General features: G+C 31.4%; 16 protein-coding genes. 3 read left to right on the top strand and 13 right to left on the bottom strand.

Going from position 1 to position 14,820, the window contains the following annotated elements; all coding sequences use genetic code 11:
* Positions 1–57 precede the first annotated feature (57 nt).
* Positions 58–1,446: a serine hydrolase domain-containing protein gene (locus ABNT22_RS05575; protein WP_348714911.1), complete on the top strand. Its 1,389-nt coding sequence runs from the start codon at positions 58–60 to the stop codon at positions 1,444–1,446.
* Between the two features lie 64 nt (positions 1,447–1,510).
* On the opposite strand, the gene ftsY is transcribed toward ABNT22_RS05575, so the two are convergent.
* The 7 genes from ftsY to ABNT22_RS05540 all read right to left on the bottom strand — a co-directional run bounded on the left by ftsY (position 1,511) and on the right by ABNT22_RS05540 (position 6,262).
* Entirely contained in the window at positions 1,511–2,464 is a 954-nt protein-coding gene (gene ftsY, locus ABNT22_RS05570; RefSeq protein ID WP_348714909.1) for a signal recognition particle-docking protein FtsY, read from the bottom strand.
* Positions 2,465–2,686: 222 nt separating this feature from the next.
* Positions 2,687–2,839: a DUF4295 domain-containing protein gene (locus ABNT22_RS05565; RefSeq protein ID WP_086030136.1), complete on the bottom strand. Its 153-nt coding sequence runs from the start codon at positions 2,837–2,839 to the stop codon at positions 2,687–2,689.
* Positions 2,840–2,866: 27 nt separating this feature from the next.
* The gene (gene rpmG / locus ABNT22_RS05560) at positions 2,867–3,049 is read right to left on the bottom strand and encodes a 50S ribosomal protein L33 (RefSeq protein ID WP_013070733.1); all 183 of its coding nucleotides are present in this window, start codon (positions 3,047–3,049) and stop codon (positions 2,867–2,869) included.
* A 27-nt stretch (positions 3,050–3,076) separates the two neighbouring features.
* Positions 3,077–3,316 carry a 50S ribosomal protein L28 gene (rpmB, locus tag ABNT22_RS05555; RefSeq protein WP_105004371.1) on the bottom strand — a complete coding sequence of 80 codons (240 nt, stop codon included), beginning with the start codon at positions 3,314–3,316 and terminating at the stop codon, positions 3,077–3,079.
* A gap of 164 nt (positions 3,317–3,480) precedes the next feature.
* Positions 3,481–4,725, bottom strand: coding sequence for a competence/damage-inducible protein A (locus ABNT22_RS05550; RefSeq protein ID WP_348714907.1), 1,245 nt, complete (start codon positions 4,723–4,725; stop codon positions 3,481–3,483).
* Between the two features lie 44 nt (positions 4,726–4,769).
* A complete protein-coding gene (locus ABNT22_RS05545; protein WP_348714906.1) occupies positions 4,770–5,378 on the bottom strand; it encodes a fumarylacetoacetate hydrolase family protein in 609 nt (202 codons plus the stop codon).
* Between the two features lie 44 nt (positions 5,379–5,422).
* Positions 5,423–6,262 (bottom strand): 1,4-dihydroxy-2-naphthoyl-CoA synthase, encoded by an 840-nt coding sequence (locus ABNT22_RS05540; protein ID WP_348714904.1) that lies wholly within the window; start codon positions 6,260–6,262, stop codon positions 5,423–5,425.
* Between the two features lie 92 nt (positions 6,263–6,354).
* Here ABNT22_RS05540 and ABNT22_RS05535 point away from each other — a divergent pair, with 92 nt between their 5' ends.
* Positions 6,355–7,608: an alpha/beta hydrolase-fold protein gene (locus ABNT22_RS05535; protein WP_348714902.1), complete on the top strand. Its 1,254-nt coding sequence runs from the start codon at positions 6,355–6,357 to the stop codon at positions 7,606–7,608.
* 53 nt (positions 7,609–7,661) lie between these two features.
* Here the strand turns inward: ABNT22_RS05535 and ABNT22_RS05530 are convergent, their stop codons facing one another.
* From ABNT22_RS05530 to ABNT22_RS05510, 5 genes are all read right to left on the bottom strand, one after another.
* Positions 7,662–8,072, bottom strand: a complete 411-nt coding sequence (locus tag ABNT22_RS05530; RefSeq protein ID WP_348714899.1) for a DNA-binding protein — start codon at positions 8,070–8,072, stop codon at positions 7,662–7,664.
* 1 nt (position 8,073) lies between these two features.
* Positions 8,074–9,720 carry a 2-succinyl-5-enolpyruvyl-6-hydroxy-3-cyclohexene-1-carboxylic-acid synthase gene (gene menD, locus ABNT22_RS05525; protein WP_348714897.1) on the bottom strand — a complete coding sequence of 549 codons (1,647 nt, stop codon included), beginning with the start codon at positions 9,718–9,720 and terminating at the stop codon, positions 8,074–8,076.
* A gap of 68 nt (positions 9,721–9,788) precedes the next feature.
* Entirely contained in the window at positions 9,789–10,442 is a 654-nt protein-coding gene (gene fsa, locus ABNT22_RS05520; RefSeq protein WP_348714895.1) for a fructose-6-phosphate aldolase, read from the bottom strand.
* A 91-nt stretch (positions 10,443–10,533) separates the two neighbouring features.
* On the bottom strand, positions 10,534–11,196 hold the full coding sequence (locus ABNT22_RS05515; RefSeq protein ID WP_348714893.1) for a hypothetical protein: 663 nt from the start codon (positions 11,194–11,196) through the stop codon (positions 10,534–10,536).
* On the bottom strand, positions 11,193–11,993 hold the full coding sequence (locus ABNT22_RS05510; RefSeq protein ID WP_348714890.1) for an SDR family oxidoreductase: 801 nt from the start codon (positions 11,991–11,993) through the stop codon (positions 11,193–11,195). The genes ABNT22_RS05515 and ABNT22_RS05510 overlap by 4 nt, the downstream gene beginning before the upstream one ends.
* Positions 11,994–12,073: 80 nt before the next feature.
* Here ABNT22_RS05510 and ABNT22_RS05505 point away from each other — a divergent pair, with 80 nt between their 5' ends.
* Complete coding sequence (locus ABNT22_RS05505; RefSeq protein WP_348714888.1) at positions 12,074–13,732, top strand: M1 family metallopeptidase; 1,659 nt, start codon at positions 12,074–12,076, stop codon at positions 13,730–13,732.
* A gap of 6 nt (positions 13,733–13,738) precedes the next feature.
* On the opposite strand, the gene ABNT22_RS05500 is transcribed toward ABNT22_RS05505, so the two are convergent.
* Complete coding sequence (locus ABNT22_RS05500; RefSeq protein ID WP_348714886.1) at positions 13,739–14,797, bottom strand: HesA/MoeB/ThiF family protein; 1,059 nt, start codon at positions 14,795–14,797, stop codon at positions 13,739–13,741.
* Between the last annotated feature and the right edge of the window lie 23 nt (positions 14,798–14,820).

Genomic DNA, 14,820 nt, shown 5'->3' with positions numbered 1-14,820 from the left:
ATATACATTTACTCCAAAAAATATTTTCTAAAAACAACTTTTAAATTACAAGATTCTATGAGAACTTTTTTATCACTACTGTTCCTTTTTACTGTTTTGTTTTCTTCTGCGCAAAACAATTCAGAGCTATCAAAAGAAACTCTAGATGAAATTACCAATTTTATCAAACAAAAAAGGGAATATTACAATTCTCCAAGTATAGCTGTTGCGATAACCGATGAACATAAAACAGTCTATTTAAAGCATTTTGGAGATGCAAAAAAAGGAGATAGGTACTTGATTGGTTCTATTTCAAAATCGTTTACCGCATTACTTATTCTTAGGTTACAGGAAGAAGGAAAGTTACACCTACAAGATCCTGTATCTAAATATTTACAATGGTTTAGGTATAGAAACAAACAAATTTCTGATAAGATTACTATTGAGGATTTGTTACGTCACACTTCTGGTATTAGTACTGAGATGGGAAGAACATTCAAAACTGACACTAGTTTTAGTTATGAAGCGTACTACGCTAAAACTTTAAGAGAGTTAGCAATAAAAAATGTACCTACACAGCCATTTAGGTATTCAAACGTGAATTATAGATTACTAGGTTTAATTATCAAGAAAGTAACACATAAGACATATGAAGAATGTTTAGAGTCTTATATTACTTCTCCCTTAGAATTACATGAAACATCCGCTAATACAAATATTGATTTAATTAATAGTTATCAGTATTTCCTATATTATCCTATTCTAAAATTCAACGCTGATCTTCATCCTCAGGAAGCTTCTTCTGGTTTAATTTCTAGTTCTGCGAGCGATATGGCTACATATTTACGTCATATTATGAATGGCTATCATAATCACCCAAACTCAAAGTTAAATTCAAATACAGTAACTCAATTAGTTTCTAAAAAAGATACTAATAAATCGTTCTATGGATTGGGATGGTTTATAAACAACGACTCTTCAGTTTTTTATCATGGAGGAACGAATAAAAGTTTTGAATCACATATGTACATTTTACCTTCTTTAAAGAAAGCCATTGTAGTACTTATTAATTCAAATCAAGCTCCTGAAGTAGAAATTATAAATGGCATCTATGGAATCCTTCTGGGTAAAGGTTACTACAATAGTTCATCTTTCGCTTATTATAGACATTTACCGTTCCTGGTATTTCTGTTATTCATATTATTTTCATATCAAATTTGGAAATGGAAAAAATCGAATTATCCAAAAAGAATATCTAGAAAAATAGTCCCAAACATATTAGTATCAATTGGGTTGCTATTAAGCTTGGGTATTCTTATTTATATTCCTCAATTAAATGGTGTTTCTTTACAAACTTCTATTGCATTTGATCCAGCAAGTGGATATAGCATCCTATTTATTTCATTGTTGTTAGCATTGAGCTCAATATTGATATATTTTAACTCAAGTTCTAAATCAAAAAGTTAATTGAGTCAATAAAAAAGCTCCTTGTTAAGGAGCTTTTTTATTTTATTTAGGTATTATTTTTTTACTATTTGAAAAACGAGTCTACAAATTCATGTTTATTAAACACTTGTAAATCGTCAATTCCTTCTCCAACTCCTATATATTTCACAGGAATCTGGAATTGATCTGAAATTCCAATAACCACTCCTCCTTTTGCTGTTCCATCTAATTTAGTAACTGCTAATGAAGTTACTTCGGTTGCTTTAGTAAATTGTTTTGCTTGCTCGAAGGCATTTTGCCCAGTAGAACCATCTAATACTAATAATACATCATGAGGTGCATCCGGTATTACTTTTTGCATTACTCTTTTAATCTTAGATAATTCATTCATAAGATTTACCTTATTATGTAAACGTCCAGCTGTATCAATAATAATTACATCAGCATCTTGATTTACTCCTGATTTTACAGTATCAAATGCCACAGATGCAGGATCAGATCCCATTTCTTGACGTACAATTGGCACATCTGTTCTATCTGCCCAAACCTGTAATTGATCAATTGCCGCAGCTCTAAAAGTATCTGCCGCACCTAAAACAACTTTTAAGCCTTTCTTTTTAAATTGTGAAGCTAGTTTACCAATAGTTGTTGTTTTTCCAACTCCATTGACTCCTACTACCATTAATACATATGGTTTCTTGTTTTCAGGAATAGTGAAGTCAGTTTCATCTCCAGTATTTGTTTCAGATAGTAATCCTGCAATTTCTTCTCTAAGGATTTGATTTAACTCTTCTGTTCCTAAATACTTATCGCGTGCAACACGCTCTTCTATTCTATCAATAATTTTTAAAGTAGTATCTACTCCAACATCTGAAGAAACCAAAACTTCTTCTAAATTATCAAGGACATCATCGTCTACTTTAGCTTTTCCAGCTACAGCTTTTGATAATTTTGAGAAAAAACTTGTTTTGGTTTTTTCTAAACCTTTATCTAAGGTTTCTTTTTTTTCTTTTGAAAAGATTTTTTTAAAAAAACTCATTCTAATTTTTTATAATCGTTTGGTTTACGTTAAAAATTGTACCATTTTCAAAATACGGTCAAAATGTCATTTAACGATTACGTTTCGCTAGGGGTTGCAGCCGGCTACCGAGTAGCGCTTAAGACCCGACCCGAAGGGTAACGCCCAAAAATACAGTTTTTTAAAACATAAAAAAAGCTACTCTCAATAGAAAGTAGCTTTTCTTTAAACTGTATACAAGAATTACTTTTTAGCTAAAAAGTCGTTTACTTGTGTTGGATCCATAATAGCTTCAACAAATGTGTAAGCTCCTGACTTTGGAGATTTTACCATTTTGATAGCTTTGGTTAATCTTTTCGAACCTGTTTGTAACGTTGCTACTGATTTCTTTGCCATTTTATATAAAATTTACGCCGTAGCTAATTATTTAATTTCTTTGTGAACTGTCATCTTCTTTAAGATTGGATTAAATTTCTTTAATTCCATTCTATCAGGAGTATTCTTTTTGTTCTTTGTTGTGATATAACGAGAAGTTCCTGGTTGACCAGAAGCTTTGTGCTCAGTACATTCTAATATAACTTGAACTCTGTTTCCTTTTTTTGCCATCTCTCTAAATTTTTATCTAGTAAGGAATTATTTTGTTAAGAAACCTTTTTCTCTAGCTTCTTTAATAACAGCAGAGATTCCTTTTTTATTAATATTTTTTAATGCAGAAGCTGATACTTTTAATGTAATCCACTTATCTTCTTCTGGAATATAAAAACGCTTGGTCATTAAGTTAGCGTTAAATTTTCTTTTAGTTCTGTTTAAAGCGTGCGATACGTTGTTACCTACCATCGCTTTTTTTCCTGTTAATTCACAAACTCTAGACATCTTCTTGACAGTTTTATAGTGTTATTTCTAAACGAGGTGCAAATTTACGCAAATTAATTAATTGCGCAAAAATATTCTCGATTAAATTTTCATTTATTTTAATCTATTCAAACTAGGCTCAGCATCTAGCCTATTTGGAAGCATAACGGGCGCAAAAATACTAATTATTTTAATAATATCCCTTGTAAAAGCTCTAAAGATTTTGTGACCGTTCTATTTATTACTTTCTCTCTTGGTTGCCCAAAGTTAAATTCATGAACTTCAACACCTTGCTTCGTTGCAATAGCAATATACACCAAGCCTACACTCTTGTCATTATTGTCTTTTGTAGGTCCTGCATTTCCAGTAACCGCAATGGTATAATCTGTTTGCAATGCATCTAAACAACCTAATGCCATTTCTTTCGCTACTTCTGCACTTACCACAGTGCATTCTTCTATTGTTTTCTTAGAAACATTTAGCAATTGTTGTTTCAGATCTGCAGTATATGTAACCAGGCTCCCTATAAAGTATGCTGATGAACCAGGTACAGAAACCAATGTTGCTGCAATTTTACCTCCTGTTAAACTTTCGGCAGTAGCTAATGTTTTTCCTTTTTCTTTTAACAGCTCCCCTACTTTTTGTTCGAGTGAAGTTTCCTCTTCTAAACCAACAATAATATCTGGAATTAATCGATTCAATTCTAGAAGCTGTTTTGATAATTCTTCTTCGAGATATTCTTTATTCGTTCCCTTCGCTGTTAAACGCAAACGAACTCTTCCAAAAGAAGGTAAATAAGCTAACTTTATTTCTTCTGGTAAGTTTTCTTCCCAAGTTTCAATCTGCTCTGCAATAACACTCTCTCCTTTTCCTACGGTCATTACCGTTTTATGAATAATAAAAGGTAATTGGAATTGCTCTTGAAGTTTAGGTAATACACTATCTGTCATCAACCCTTTCATTTCATAAGGTACTCCTGGCAACGAGACAAAAACTGTATTATTTTCATAAAACCACATGCCTGGTGCAGTTCCCAAACGATTCATTAATAAAGTAGCTTTTGATGGTAACTGTGCCTGATATCGCTGCACTTCATTAAATGGATGGTTTACCTTTTTAAATAAATGCTTGATGTTCTCAATTACCTCAGGGTACTCAACCACAATAGGATCTTCAAAATATTCGGCAATTGTTTTTTTGGTAATATCATCTTTGGTTGGACCTAACCCTCCTGTTACAATTACAATATCTGCTCTACTTTCTGCTTCGTTTAAAGCCTTTAATATATGTTGTTTCTCATCTTGAATAGAAGATATTTGGTGAACTGAGACTCCAATTTTGTTCAATTCTTTAGCAATCCATTTTGAATTGGTATCTATAATCTGTCCAATAAGAATTTCATCACCTATGGTAATTATTTCTGCGTTCATGAGCTTCTTTTTAAAAAGAAATCCCGCTAAGGCGGGATTATTAATTATTTTACTTTAATCTGAAAAGCTTGTTTTCCTTCTATAGTTCCGGTTAACACATCATTTTCTACTACTTTTCCAACTCCTGCGGGTGTTCCTGTAAAAATTAAATCACCTTTTTTAAGTGTAAAATATTGAGATACATAACTAATCAATTCATCAATCTTCCATAACATATTAGCTGTATTTCCATCTTGTACAATTTCATCATTCTTGTGTAATTGAAAAGACAAGTTATCTAAATCAAACTCTTCCTTCTGAAAAAATTGTCCTACGATAGCACTACCATCAAAGGCCTTCGCTTTTTCCCATGGCAATCCTTTCTCTTTACATTGAGCTTGCACATCTCTAGCGGTAAAATCGATTCCTAAACCGATAGTATCGTAATATTTATGTGCAAACTTTGGAGAAATATGTTTTCCTACTTTATTTATTTTTACCAATACCTCTACCTCATAATGTACATCATTTGAAAAAGGAGGTATAAAAAACGGCATTTTTTTAGGAAGAATAGCTGAATCCGGTTTTAGAAAAACAACAGGGTTTTCAGGTCTTTCATTGGCTAACTCCTCTATATGTTTCGCATAGTTGCGACCAATACAAATTATCTTCATTATTTAACTATGAATTATAAATGTCGTATTAAATTTTTGATTAATTATGGAATCCAAGTCTTAGGGAAATTTGGTTTACGTTTTTCTAAAAACGCATCACGACCTTCTTTTGCTTCATCAGTCATATATGCTAAACGTGTAACTTCTCCAGCAAACACTTGTTGTCCTACCATTCCATCATCTGTTAAGTTCATGGCGAACTTTAACATTTTAATAGATGTTGGCGACTTTGCTAATATTTCTTGTGCCCAGTCAAATGCTGTTTGCTCTAATTCATCATGTGGAACTACCGCATTTACCATTCCCATTTCGTAAGCTTCTTGAGCAGAATAATTTCTTCCTAAAAAGAAAATTTCACGAGCTTTCTTTTGACCTACCATTTTTGCTAAATAAGCAGAACCATACCCAGCATCAAAAGAAGTTACATCTGCATCAGTTTGTTTGAATATTGCATGTTCTTTGCTCGCTAAGGTTAAATCACATGTTACATGTAAACTATGTCCACCTCCTACAGCCCAACCTGGCACTACACAAATAACTGCTTTTGGCATAAAGCGAATTAAACGTTGTACTTCTAAAATATTTAATCGGTGATAACCATCTTCTCCAACATACCCTTGGTGTCCACGTGCATTTTGGTCTCCACCAGAACAAAAACTCCACACACCATCTTTAGTTGAAGGTCCTTCTGCAGATAATAATACTACTCCTATGTTAGTGTCTTCATGTGCGTCATGAAAAGCGTCTAATAACTCTGATGTCGTCTTTGGTCTGAACGCATTACGTACATTAGGCCTGTTAAATGCAATTCGTGCTACATTATGACTCTTCTTATAAGTTATATCCTCGTATTCTTTTGCAGTTTTCCACTCTGGTTTTATCATAATTCCAAAATATTATCGTTATATTATTGAGCAAAAATAACATAATAACTTTATTTTTCTTTTTTATATTTGAAACAAACAAAACATCCCCGATGAAACATTTATTTTTTTTAGTAGCATTTAGTTTTTCAGCACTTGTATTTTCTCAAGAAGTGATTACAAAAGAGTACAATTCTGTTGAACTAAAAGCCAAACGTAATTTAAAAATTTACCTCCCTAAAGGTTATGAAACGGATGCGGAATTGAGTTATCCTGTTGCAATTATATTAGGTGATGATTATTTATTTGATTTGTATGTTGGAAATGCGAAGTTGTTTGCTGATGTAGACAAAGCTCCTAGACAAATTGTTATAGGTATTAACATGGAAAAAACGTATCATAGAGACGTTTCCATCGTTCCTAAAAATGATGATTTAACAGCTACAGCAAAACAATTTCATCGTTTTATAAAAAAAGAAATCATTCCTTTTGCGGAAGCAACTTATAGAACTTCACCATTTTTAACGATTGCAGGAGAAGGTAAATCTATTAACTTGATTAATTATTTTCTAAAGGAAGAGAACCCTATTTTTAATTCGTATATATGTGCTTCTCCATATTATTCAGAGTTGGCCGGTGTTACTTTAGAGTCTTACTCCTTATCTCGTTTAGGAAATGTGGACAACAATTTCTTTATTTATAATAGTAACAATAAGAATTATATTAAAAAGGAACAATACGATCGTTTTAAACAAATAAGTACTTATTTATCTTCTTTCGATGCAAGTAACTTAAATATTAAATTCGATGAATTTCCAAATGCTCCTAGTTTACTTTCTATGATGAGTGAAACAATTCCTAGAGCGTTTACGAATATGTTTTCTATTTATGCTAAAATCACAAAAGAAGAATACGAAACTAAGATTAAAGATTTAGAACCTTTAGAAGCTATTAAATATCTAGAGAAAAAATACTTAGATATTGAATATCTATATGGTAACAACTTAAATGTTCGTTTAGATGACATCTTTACCATTGAAGGAATTGTTACTGATAAACAAGATGGGGATTACTTACGTGTTTTAGGTGACTTTGTTATGATCAAATATCCTGACATGCATTTAGGTGATTATTATGTTGGTAAATATTATGAGCTTGGTAAAGATTACGAAAGAGCAGATTTTTATTACAAAGCTGCTTTTGGTAAAATGGACCCTTCAGATCCTAACGCAAATGCTTTTTATGAAAACATTAAACGTGTAAACGATTTATTAACAAAACAAAAAGCTGAACAAAAAGCTCAAGAAGAAGAGTTTAACGAGGAAGAAGATAAACAAGAAGAAGAGGAAGAACAGGAAGATAATTAAACAAAGCTGAAAAGCGTATACATAAAAAAGACCTAAATTAATTTAGGTCTTTTTTATTTCAGTTCTATTCCGTCTTCACTTAACGTAATTTTTCTTTCTTTATACAGTTTACCAATTGCTCTCTTAAAAGCTTTTTTACTCATTTGTAAATGAAACTTAATTGATTCTGGTGAGCTTTTATCGGTTAATAACAAATAGCCTTTCTCTTTTAACTTTGCCAATACCTTTTCTACATCTTCATCAATCACGTTTTTAAATCCTTGAGGACGTAAAGCTACATCAATCTTACCATCTTCACGAAGTTTCTTCACATAACCTACCGTTCTCATTCCTTCTTCAATATCTTTAAAAACCTCATTATTATATAATAAGCCTTCCGTTTCTTCATTGATCAACACAGAGTACCCTAAAGTAGTTTGAACTCCAATTACTAAATCAACTTTATCACCTTCCTTTAATTCCATCTTATAAGTTTTTAAAATAGTTCTTTAAAACTACATCATTAATTTCTTTTGGAGTAAATACCTCCATTATTTTTGGTTGTTCAGATTCTTTATAAAAATCACCCAACTCTTTCTCTAATGTTATATGATCTTTTACAGCAACATATTCAAAATTATACATTTTAGCCAAATGTACTGCTGTTAGATTATGTGGAGTTTCAAAATACTCTGTAGCATTTGTAGTTAAAGGCCCTGGAATAAATCTAAAAATTCCACCTCCAGCATTGTTTAAAATAATTATTCTGAAATTATTTGGAATATTAGTGTTCCACAATGCATTACTATCGTAAAAGAAACTTAAATCTCCTGTTATAAAAATAGTTTGTTGCTCATCTGAAAAAGCGGCACCAACTGCGGTGCTCGTACTTCCATCAATCCCACTTGTTCCTCTATTACAGAATATTCTTAAGGTTGGATTCACATCAAATAATTGCGAATAACGAATAGTAGAACTATTACTTATTTGTACCTGACTATTATTTGGTATCGTATTCAATACAGACTCAAAAACTTTTAAATCTGAATACTCACAACCTAACAGATACTCCTGATGTTTTAGAGCTCTTTCTTCTTTCTTTAATAACCACTTAGATTGATACGTACTCTCTACTTTTTTAGTGTAGTTTGAGAACTCTTCTAGAACTTTCACTGGTTCTTCCTGAATAAATTCATCTAACGTAAAGTAAGTATTAAAGGCTCTTAATTGGTCAATGTGCCAATGATGTTTAGGCTGATATTTTCTTAAAAATTGTTTTATTTTTTTTGAAATCACTAATCCACCCAATGTTACTAAAACATCAGGTTGAAGTGCTTTAAACTCTTCATCTGATAATGGAAAAATTAATTTATCAATTGAATTAACAAACTTAGCGTGATAAAGGTTAGAAGTGGTTTCGGTTAAAACTAAAACAGATATATCTTGTACATAAGCTTCTAACACTTCTTGTAATTCAATATCAGGATAGTTACTTCCTACTAAAATCATTTTTTTAGCAGAAGTATTCCATATAGAAGCTAACTTTTCAAATTTTACAGACTGCTTTGTTTCTTTCAAAACATTCTTAGAAAAATCGAATTCATTTAATTCTTCTACTGTTTCATATAGAGGTTCATCAAAAGGAACATTGATATGAACAGGGCCCATATTTTCTTTTGAAGTCTGTAATGCCTCTGTTATTAAAATTTTATTTTGATCTGTTTCTCCTTCTACTAAGTTCGCCGAGTAGAGAATATGATTTTTAAATACATTTTCTTGACGAATGGTTTGACCATCTCCAACATCTATTAAATGTTTAGGTCTGTCTGCTGAGATAACAATCAATGGAATTTGACTGTAAAAAGCTTCAGCAATGGCCGGATAATAGTTCAACAAAGCAGATCCAGAAGAACATACAATGGCTACTGGTTTTCTTTTTTGTTGGGCTATACCCATAGCAAAAAACGCAGCACAACGCTCATCAACTACACTCAACGTTTCAATTCCTGAATGATTTGAAAAACCAATCGTTAAGGGAGCATTTCTCGAACCTGGAGATATTACTACCGTATCAATTTCAAATTGATGACAAGCCGAAATTACTAATTGTGCTAATTCTTTTTTTGGGTACATATATTTTAGCTAAAAAATGTCATTTCGAAATCGAAATGACATTTAGTATTTTACATCAACTATGTTGATTAGTTTCCTTTTTTGTAATCTGCTAAGAATTTTTCTAAACCGATATCTGTTAATGGGTGTTTTAATAATCCAGAAATTGCACTTAAAGGTCCAGTCATTACATCAGCACCAAGCTTAGCACAATCAATAATATGCATTGTGTGACGCACAGAAGCTGCTAAGATTTCTGTATCAAACATATAGTTATCATAAATCATACGGATTTCTTCAATTAAGTTTAATCCATCTGTAGAAATATCATCTAAACGACCAATAAATGGAGATACATATGTTGCTCCTGCTTTTGCAGCTAATAAAGCTTGCCCTGCAGAAAACACTAATGTAACATTTGTTTTAATTCCTTTATCAGAAAAATACTTACAAGCTTTTACTCCATCAGCAATCATTGGCAATTTTACCACAATTTGTGGGTGTAAAGCAGCTAATGCTTCTCCTTCTTTTACCATTCCTTCAAAATCAGTAGAAATTACCTCTGCAGAAACATCACCATCAACAATCTCACAAATAGCTTTGTAGTGATTCTTAATATTTTCTTCTCCAGTAATTCCTTCTTTAGCCATTAATGATGGGTTTGTAGTAACTCCATCTAAAATACCTAAAGCTTGCGCTTCTCTAATCTGATCTAAGTTTGCAGTATCAATAAAAAATTTCATGTATATATTGTATTAAATAGTTGTGTTCGATTAATAGAATAATTTAAAGAACAAAGATACTTAGCTTAATATAAATAATACGTGTAAACACTTAATTTTTAGTGTTCACCTTTTTTAAAGTCAACAGATAAGGTTTTTCATTGCCTCCAACCAATACTAAACCATTATTATTTACTTCTTTAATTAAAGTTATGTTATTTCTTTTTCCATATTGATAACTCGAAATAACAAAAGTATCATCCAATTTTTCAATAAAAAACCTTTCATTAAAAAAGTTAAAATCCTCCTCTTTAACTTTTAACAAATAATTTTCTAAACTCTTTTCAAAAGAAATAGTACCTATTTCTGTTTTATATATAATGTTTTCTATTTCTTCTTTGGATAATGAAGTTTTTGTAGGTTTTATTCTAAAATAAGTTACTGGAAACTCACTCTTTTCTCCTTCTTCATCTTTTATAAAATGAACTATTTGAAGCACATCATTGCTTATAAACTTATAAGGTAAACTAACAATGCTATCTTTCTCAGTAAATTCTAAAGTATCTTTCGTTATTATAATTTTTTTCTCTTTTTCTACTGGTTTATCAAAATCAAACACTCTTGTCATTCCTTTATTAAACTCTATTACAAATATTTCAGGAATAGAATAAGTATCAATTGCGTTCTCCGTACTCATCAACCATTTTCCTTCAATGCTTTGTGCTTTAAGAACATATGATAAGAGTACCAAAAGAGTTGTAGTAATTATTTTCATAGTTTGTAGTGATTCATCAAAAGCTTTTCATAAACTTTATCTGGCAATACTCTTTTTAAAACAATCGAGAATTTTTCCATAAAAGCTCCAATTTTATAATGAATCTTCGGGTTTTTAGTTTCTATAATCTTTTCAATAGCTTTTGCCATAATTATTGGGTCTTTTCCAGCATCTACATGCTCGTCCATTAAAGCTAAGTTTTCGGCATACTTTTGTTTATAAGCTGATTCATCAAAAACAGGTGTATGGTATCTTCCTGCAGCAATATTGGTAGCAAAATCACCTGGCGCAGCATTTACAACACGAATTCCAAATTGTTTCACTTCCATACTTAATGCTTCTGTTATCAATTCCAAAGCTCCTTTACTTGCCGAATAAACACCTCTAAATGGTAATCCCATATATCCTGCAATTGAGGTAGTATTGATAATCAATCCATTTTCTTGATTTCTCATTGTTGGAAGTACTGCTTTTATTACTTCAATAGCTCCAAAAAAATTAGTTTCAAAATTTGCACGCATTTCATCAGTAGGTGTATCTTCAATAGGACCAGTTATTCCTTTTCCAGCATTATTGATTAACACATCGATTCTTCCTTCTTTAGCCATAATCTCTTCTACAGCATTTTGTATAGTGTCTGAATTGGTTACATCTAAAGCAACCATTGCATAAGGTAGGTCCACTTTATTTGGATTCCTACTAGTTCCATAAACATTATAATTTTTTGTATGAAGATATGTAGCTATCGACTTACCAATTCCAGAGGAAGCTCCTGTAATTAATACAACTTTTTGCATTGAATAAAATTTCAGCAAATATCTAAAATAAAAAAACAGTTTAAAAACTTATATTCGCATCTAAACCTAAGTTTATTCATATGTTTCGCAAATTTTCTCTTATTGTTCTTTTAAGTTCTACTTTATTTTCATGTAAAGTCAACGCTCAAAAAGAATCTCTTCTAAATTCTAAACAAGAAAATTTCACACGTCAAGACACCTTAAGAGGTTCTATTACTCCTGAAAGATTATGGTGGGATTTAACCTACTATCACCTAGATATTGAAGTAAAACCAAACAAGAAATTTATTTTTGGTAAAAACACAATTCAATACAAAGTGTTACAACCTAACAACACATTGCAAGTAGATTTGCAATCTCCTTTAAAAATTACGAAAGTCTTACAAAACGGAAAAAAATTAAAAGTTGTTTCTGAAGGAAATGCTCATTTTGTAAAACTTACTGCTCCTCAAAAAAAGGGTAGCATTCAAAGTATTGATGTGTATTACGAAGGATACCCTAAAGAAGCCATAAGAGCTCCTTGGGATGGAGGGTTTTCTTGGAAGAAAGATTCAAATGGGAAACATTTTGTAGCTACATCTTGTCAAGGTTTGGGAGCTAGTGTTTGGTGGCCAAATAAAGATCATATGTATGATGAAGTAGATAGTATGGCCATTAGTGTGCGCGTTCCTAAGAATTTAATGAATATATCTAACGGAAGATTACGTAAAGTAGAAACTCATAGTGACAATACAACTACGTACCATTGGTTTGTAAACAATCCTATTAATAACTATGGAGTAAATGTGAATATTGGTGATTATGTTCATTTTTCTGAAAAATACCAAGGCGAAGCTGGTGAATTGGATATGGAATATTATGTTTTAAGAGATAATTTAGAAAAAGCAAAAGTACACTTTAAAGATGCTCCTAAAATGATGAAAGCTTTTGAACACTGGTTTGGTAAATACCCTTTTTATGAAGATAGTTTCAAATTGGTAGAAGTACCTTACTTAGGCATGGAACATCAGAGTTCTGTAACCTATGGTAATCAATACGAAAAAGGGTATTTAGGTAGAGATTTGTCTGGTACTGGATGGGGATTAAAATTTGATTTTATTATTATTCACGAAGCTGGTCACGAATGGTTTGCGAACAACATAACCAATGTAGACATAGCAGATATGTGGATTCATGAAAGTTTTACAGCGTATTCTGAAAACTTATTTTTAGATTATTACTATGGAAAAGAAGCTGCAGCTGATTATGTAATTGGAACTCGCAGAAATATACAGAATGACAAACCTATTATAGGGAAATATGACGTAAACAACGAAGGCTCTGGTGACATGTATTACAAAGGAGCCAATATGCTACACACTATTAGAACCTTAATTAATAATGATGATAAATGGCGTGCTATTTTACGTGGTTTAAATGCTACTTTTTATCATAAAACAGTAACCACAAAAGAAGTTGAAAATTACATTTCAAAAAAATCTGGTATTGATTTAAGTACCGTTTTTGATCAATATTTACGCACTACAGAGATTCCAATCTTAAAATATGAAATTAACAACGGGCAGCTTAAATTTAAGTGGCACAACACTATAAAAGGTTTTAACATGCCAGTTAAAATTAATGCTGCAACAAAAAGTTTTGAAATAAATCCAACAGAAAAATGGCAAACTCTTGCTGTAAATTCAGATAATATTTCTGTTGATAGAAATTACTATATCTATACTAAAAGAATAAATTAAATATGTTTAGCGTACACCTGATTTTAAATTGATAAAATCGGGTGTATTGTATTTACTTTCTAAAAACTCAATAGCTTTAGCACTTCGTTTACCTGACTTACAATAAACAATTAAAGGTTTATCTAAGTTTACTTCTGTATATCTATTTTGCAATTCCCCTAATGGAATATGTTGTCCTCCAATATGATATTCTTCCCGCTCCCAAAGCTCTCGAACATCTAATAAGTTATATTTATTAATGTCCTTTTCTAATTCTTTTTGTTCAATTTCTTTATTCGCCGTTTGAATTCCACAGAAAAAAGCATAATCATCTTCGAGGCTTTCAATTTCAGCCTGCTCTGTTTTTTCAAACTTTAAAGTCATTTGACGCATACTCAGCGTATCAAACATCAATAATTTATTTGCTAACACCTCTCCTATTCCACAAATAATCTTAATTGTTTCACTAGCTTGTAAACTCCCAATAATTCCAGGTAAAACGCCTAAAACGCCAATTTCCGAACAATTTGGAGATTCCTCTGGATTTGGAGGGGTTGGATATAAACATCTGTATGATGCGCTTCCTTTATAATTGAATACACTTACCTGTCCTTCAAACTTAAAAATTGCACCATATACCAAAGGCTTTTTAGCTATAATAGCCGCATCATTTGTTAAATAACGAGTAGCAAAATTATCACTTCCATCTACGATAGCATCATATTTATTAAACAATAAAAGTGCATTTTTATTAGTTAATTCCTCTTTATAAACTTCGAAATGTACAAAGGGATTTAGTTTTTTTAATCGCAAAGCTGCTGTTTCTGCTTTGGATTTTCCAATGTCATCAACCGTATATAATATTTGTCTTTGCAAATTACTTTGATCTACTGTATCGTGATCTATAATACCAATAGTACCAACTCCTGCTGCTGTTAAATATTGTAATATTGGACACCCCAATCCTCCTGCTCCGATTACTAAAACCTTGGACTGTTTCAATTTCAATTGTCCTTCTTTTCCAATTTTATCTAAAATTAGGTGACGACTGTATTGTTTTTGTTCTTCCGAAGTTAGCTCTTGCATCTCTTGTCTAATAGGTTATATGA

The organism is Tenacibaculum sp. 190130A14a (assembly GCF_964048965.1).
GTDB lineage: Bacteria > Bacteroidota > Bacteroidia > Flavobacteriales > Flavobacteriaceae > Polaribacter > Polaribacter polynesiense.
Note: the sequence above shows the minus strand (reverse complement) of the source record. Positions and strands in the feature narration are given on the sequence as shown.

Excerpts from the sequence above, each read along its gene's own strand:
- ABNT22_RS05550 (WP_348714907.1), bottom strand. The coding sequence starts at position 4,725 with ATGAACGCAGAAATAATTACCATAGGTGATGAAATTCTTATTGGACAG.
- ABNT22_RS05515 (WP_348714893.1), bottom strand. The coding sequence starts at position 11,196 with ATGAAAATAATTACTACAACTCTTTTGGTACTCTTATCATATGTTCTT.
- ABNT22_RS05505 (WP_348714888.1), top strand. The coding sequence starts at position 12,074 with ATGTTTCGCAAATTTTCTCTTATTGTTCTTTTAAGTTCTACTTTATTT.
- fsa (WP_348714895.1), bottom strand. The coding sequence starts at position 10,442 with ATGAAATTTTTTATTGATACTGCAAACTTAGATCAGATTAGAGAAGCG.
- ABNT22_RS05565 (WP_086030136.1), bottom strand. The coding sequence starts at position 2,839 with ATGGCAAAGAAATCAGTAGCAACGTTACAAACAGGTTCGAAAAGATTA.
- ABNT22_RS05545 (WP_348714906.1), bottom strand. The coding sequence starts at position 5,378 with ATGAAGATAATTTGTATTGGTCGCAACTATGCGAAACATATAGAGGAG.
- menD (WP_348714897.1), bottom strand. The coding sequence starts at position 9,720 with ATGTACCCAAAAAAAGAATTAGCACAATTAGTAATTTCGGCTTGTCAT.
- ABNT22_RS05535 (WP_348714902.1), top strand. The coding sequence starts at position 6,355 with ATGAAACATTTATTTTTTTTAGTAGCATTTAGTTTTTCAGCACTTGTA.
- ABNT22_RS05500 (WP_348714886.1), bottom strand. The coding sequence starts at position 14,797 with ATGCAAGAGCTAACTTCGGAAGAACAAAAACAATACAGTCGTCACCTA.
- rpmG (WP_013070733.1), bottom strand. The coding sequence starts at position 3,049 with ATGGCAAAAAAAGGAAACAGAGTTCAAGTTATATTAGAATGTACTGAG.
- ABNT22_RS05510 (WP_348714890.1), bottom strand. The coding sequence starts at position 11,993 with ATGCAAAAAGTTGTATTAATTACAGGAGCTTCCTCTGGAATTGGTAAG.
- rpmB (WP_105004371.1), bottom strand. The coding sequence starts at position 3,316 with ATGTCTAGAGTTTGTGAATTAACAGGAAAAAAAGCGATGGTAGGTAAC.
- ABNT22_RS05530 (WP_348714899.1), bottom strand. The coding sequence starts at position 8,072 with ATGGAATTAAAGGAAGGTGATAAAGTTGATTTAGTAATTGGAGTTCAA.
- ABNT22_RS05575 (WP_348714911.1), top strand. The coding sequence starts at position 58 with ATGAGAACTTTTTTATCACTACTGTTCCTTTTTACTGTTTTGTTTTCT.
- ftsY (WP_348714909.1), bottom strand. The coding sequence starts at position 2,464 with ATGAGTTTTTTTAAAAAAATCTTTTCAAAAGAAAAAAAAGAAACCTTA.
- ABNT22_RS05540 (WP_348714904.1), bottom strand. The coding sequence starts at position 6,262 with ATGATAAAACCAGAGTGGAAAACTGCAAAAGAATACGAGGATATAACT.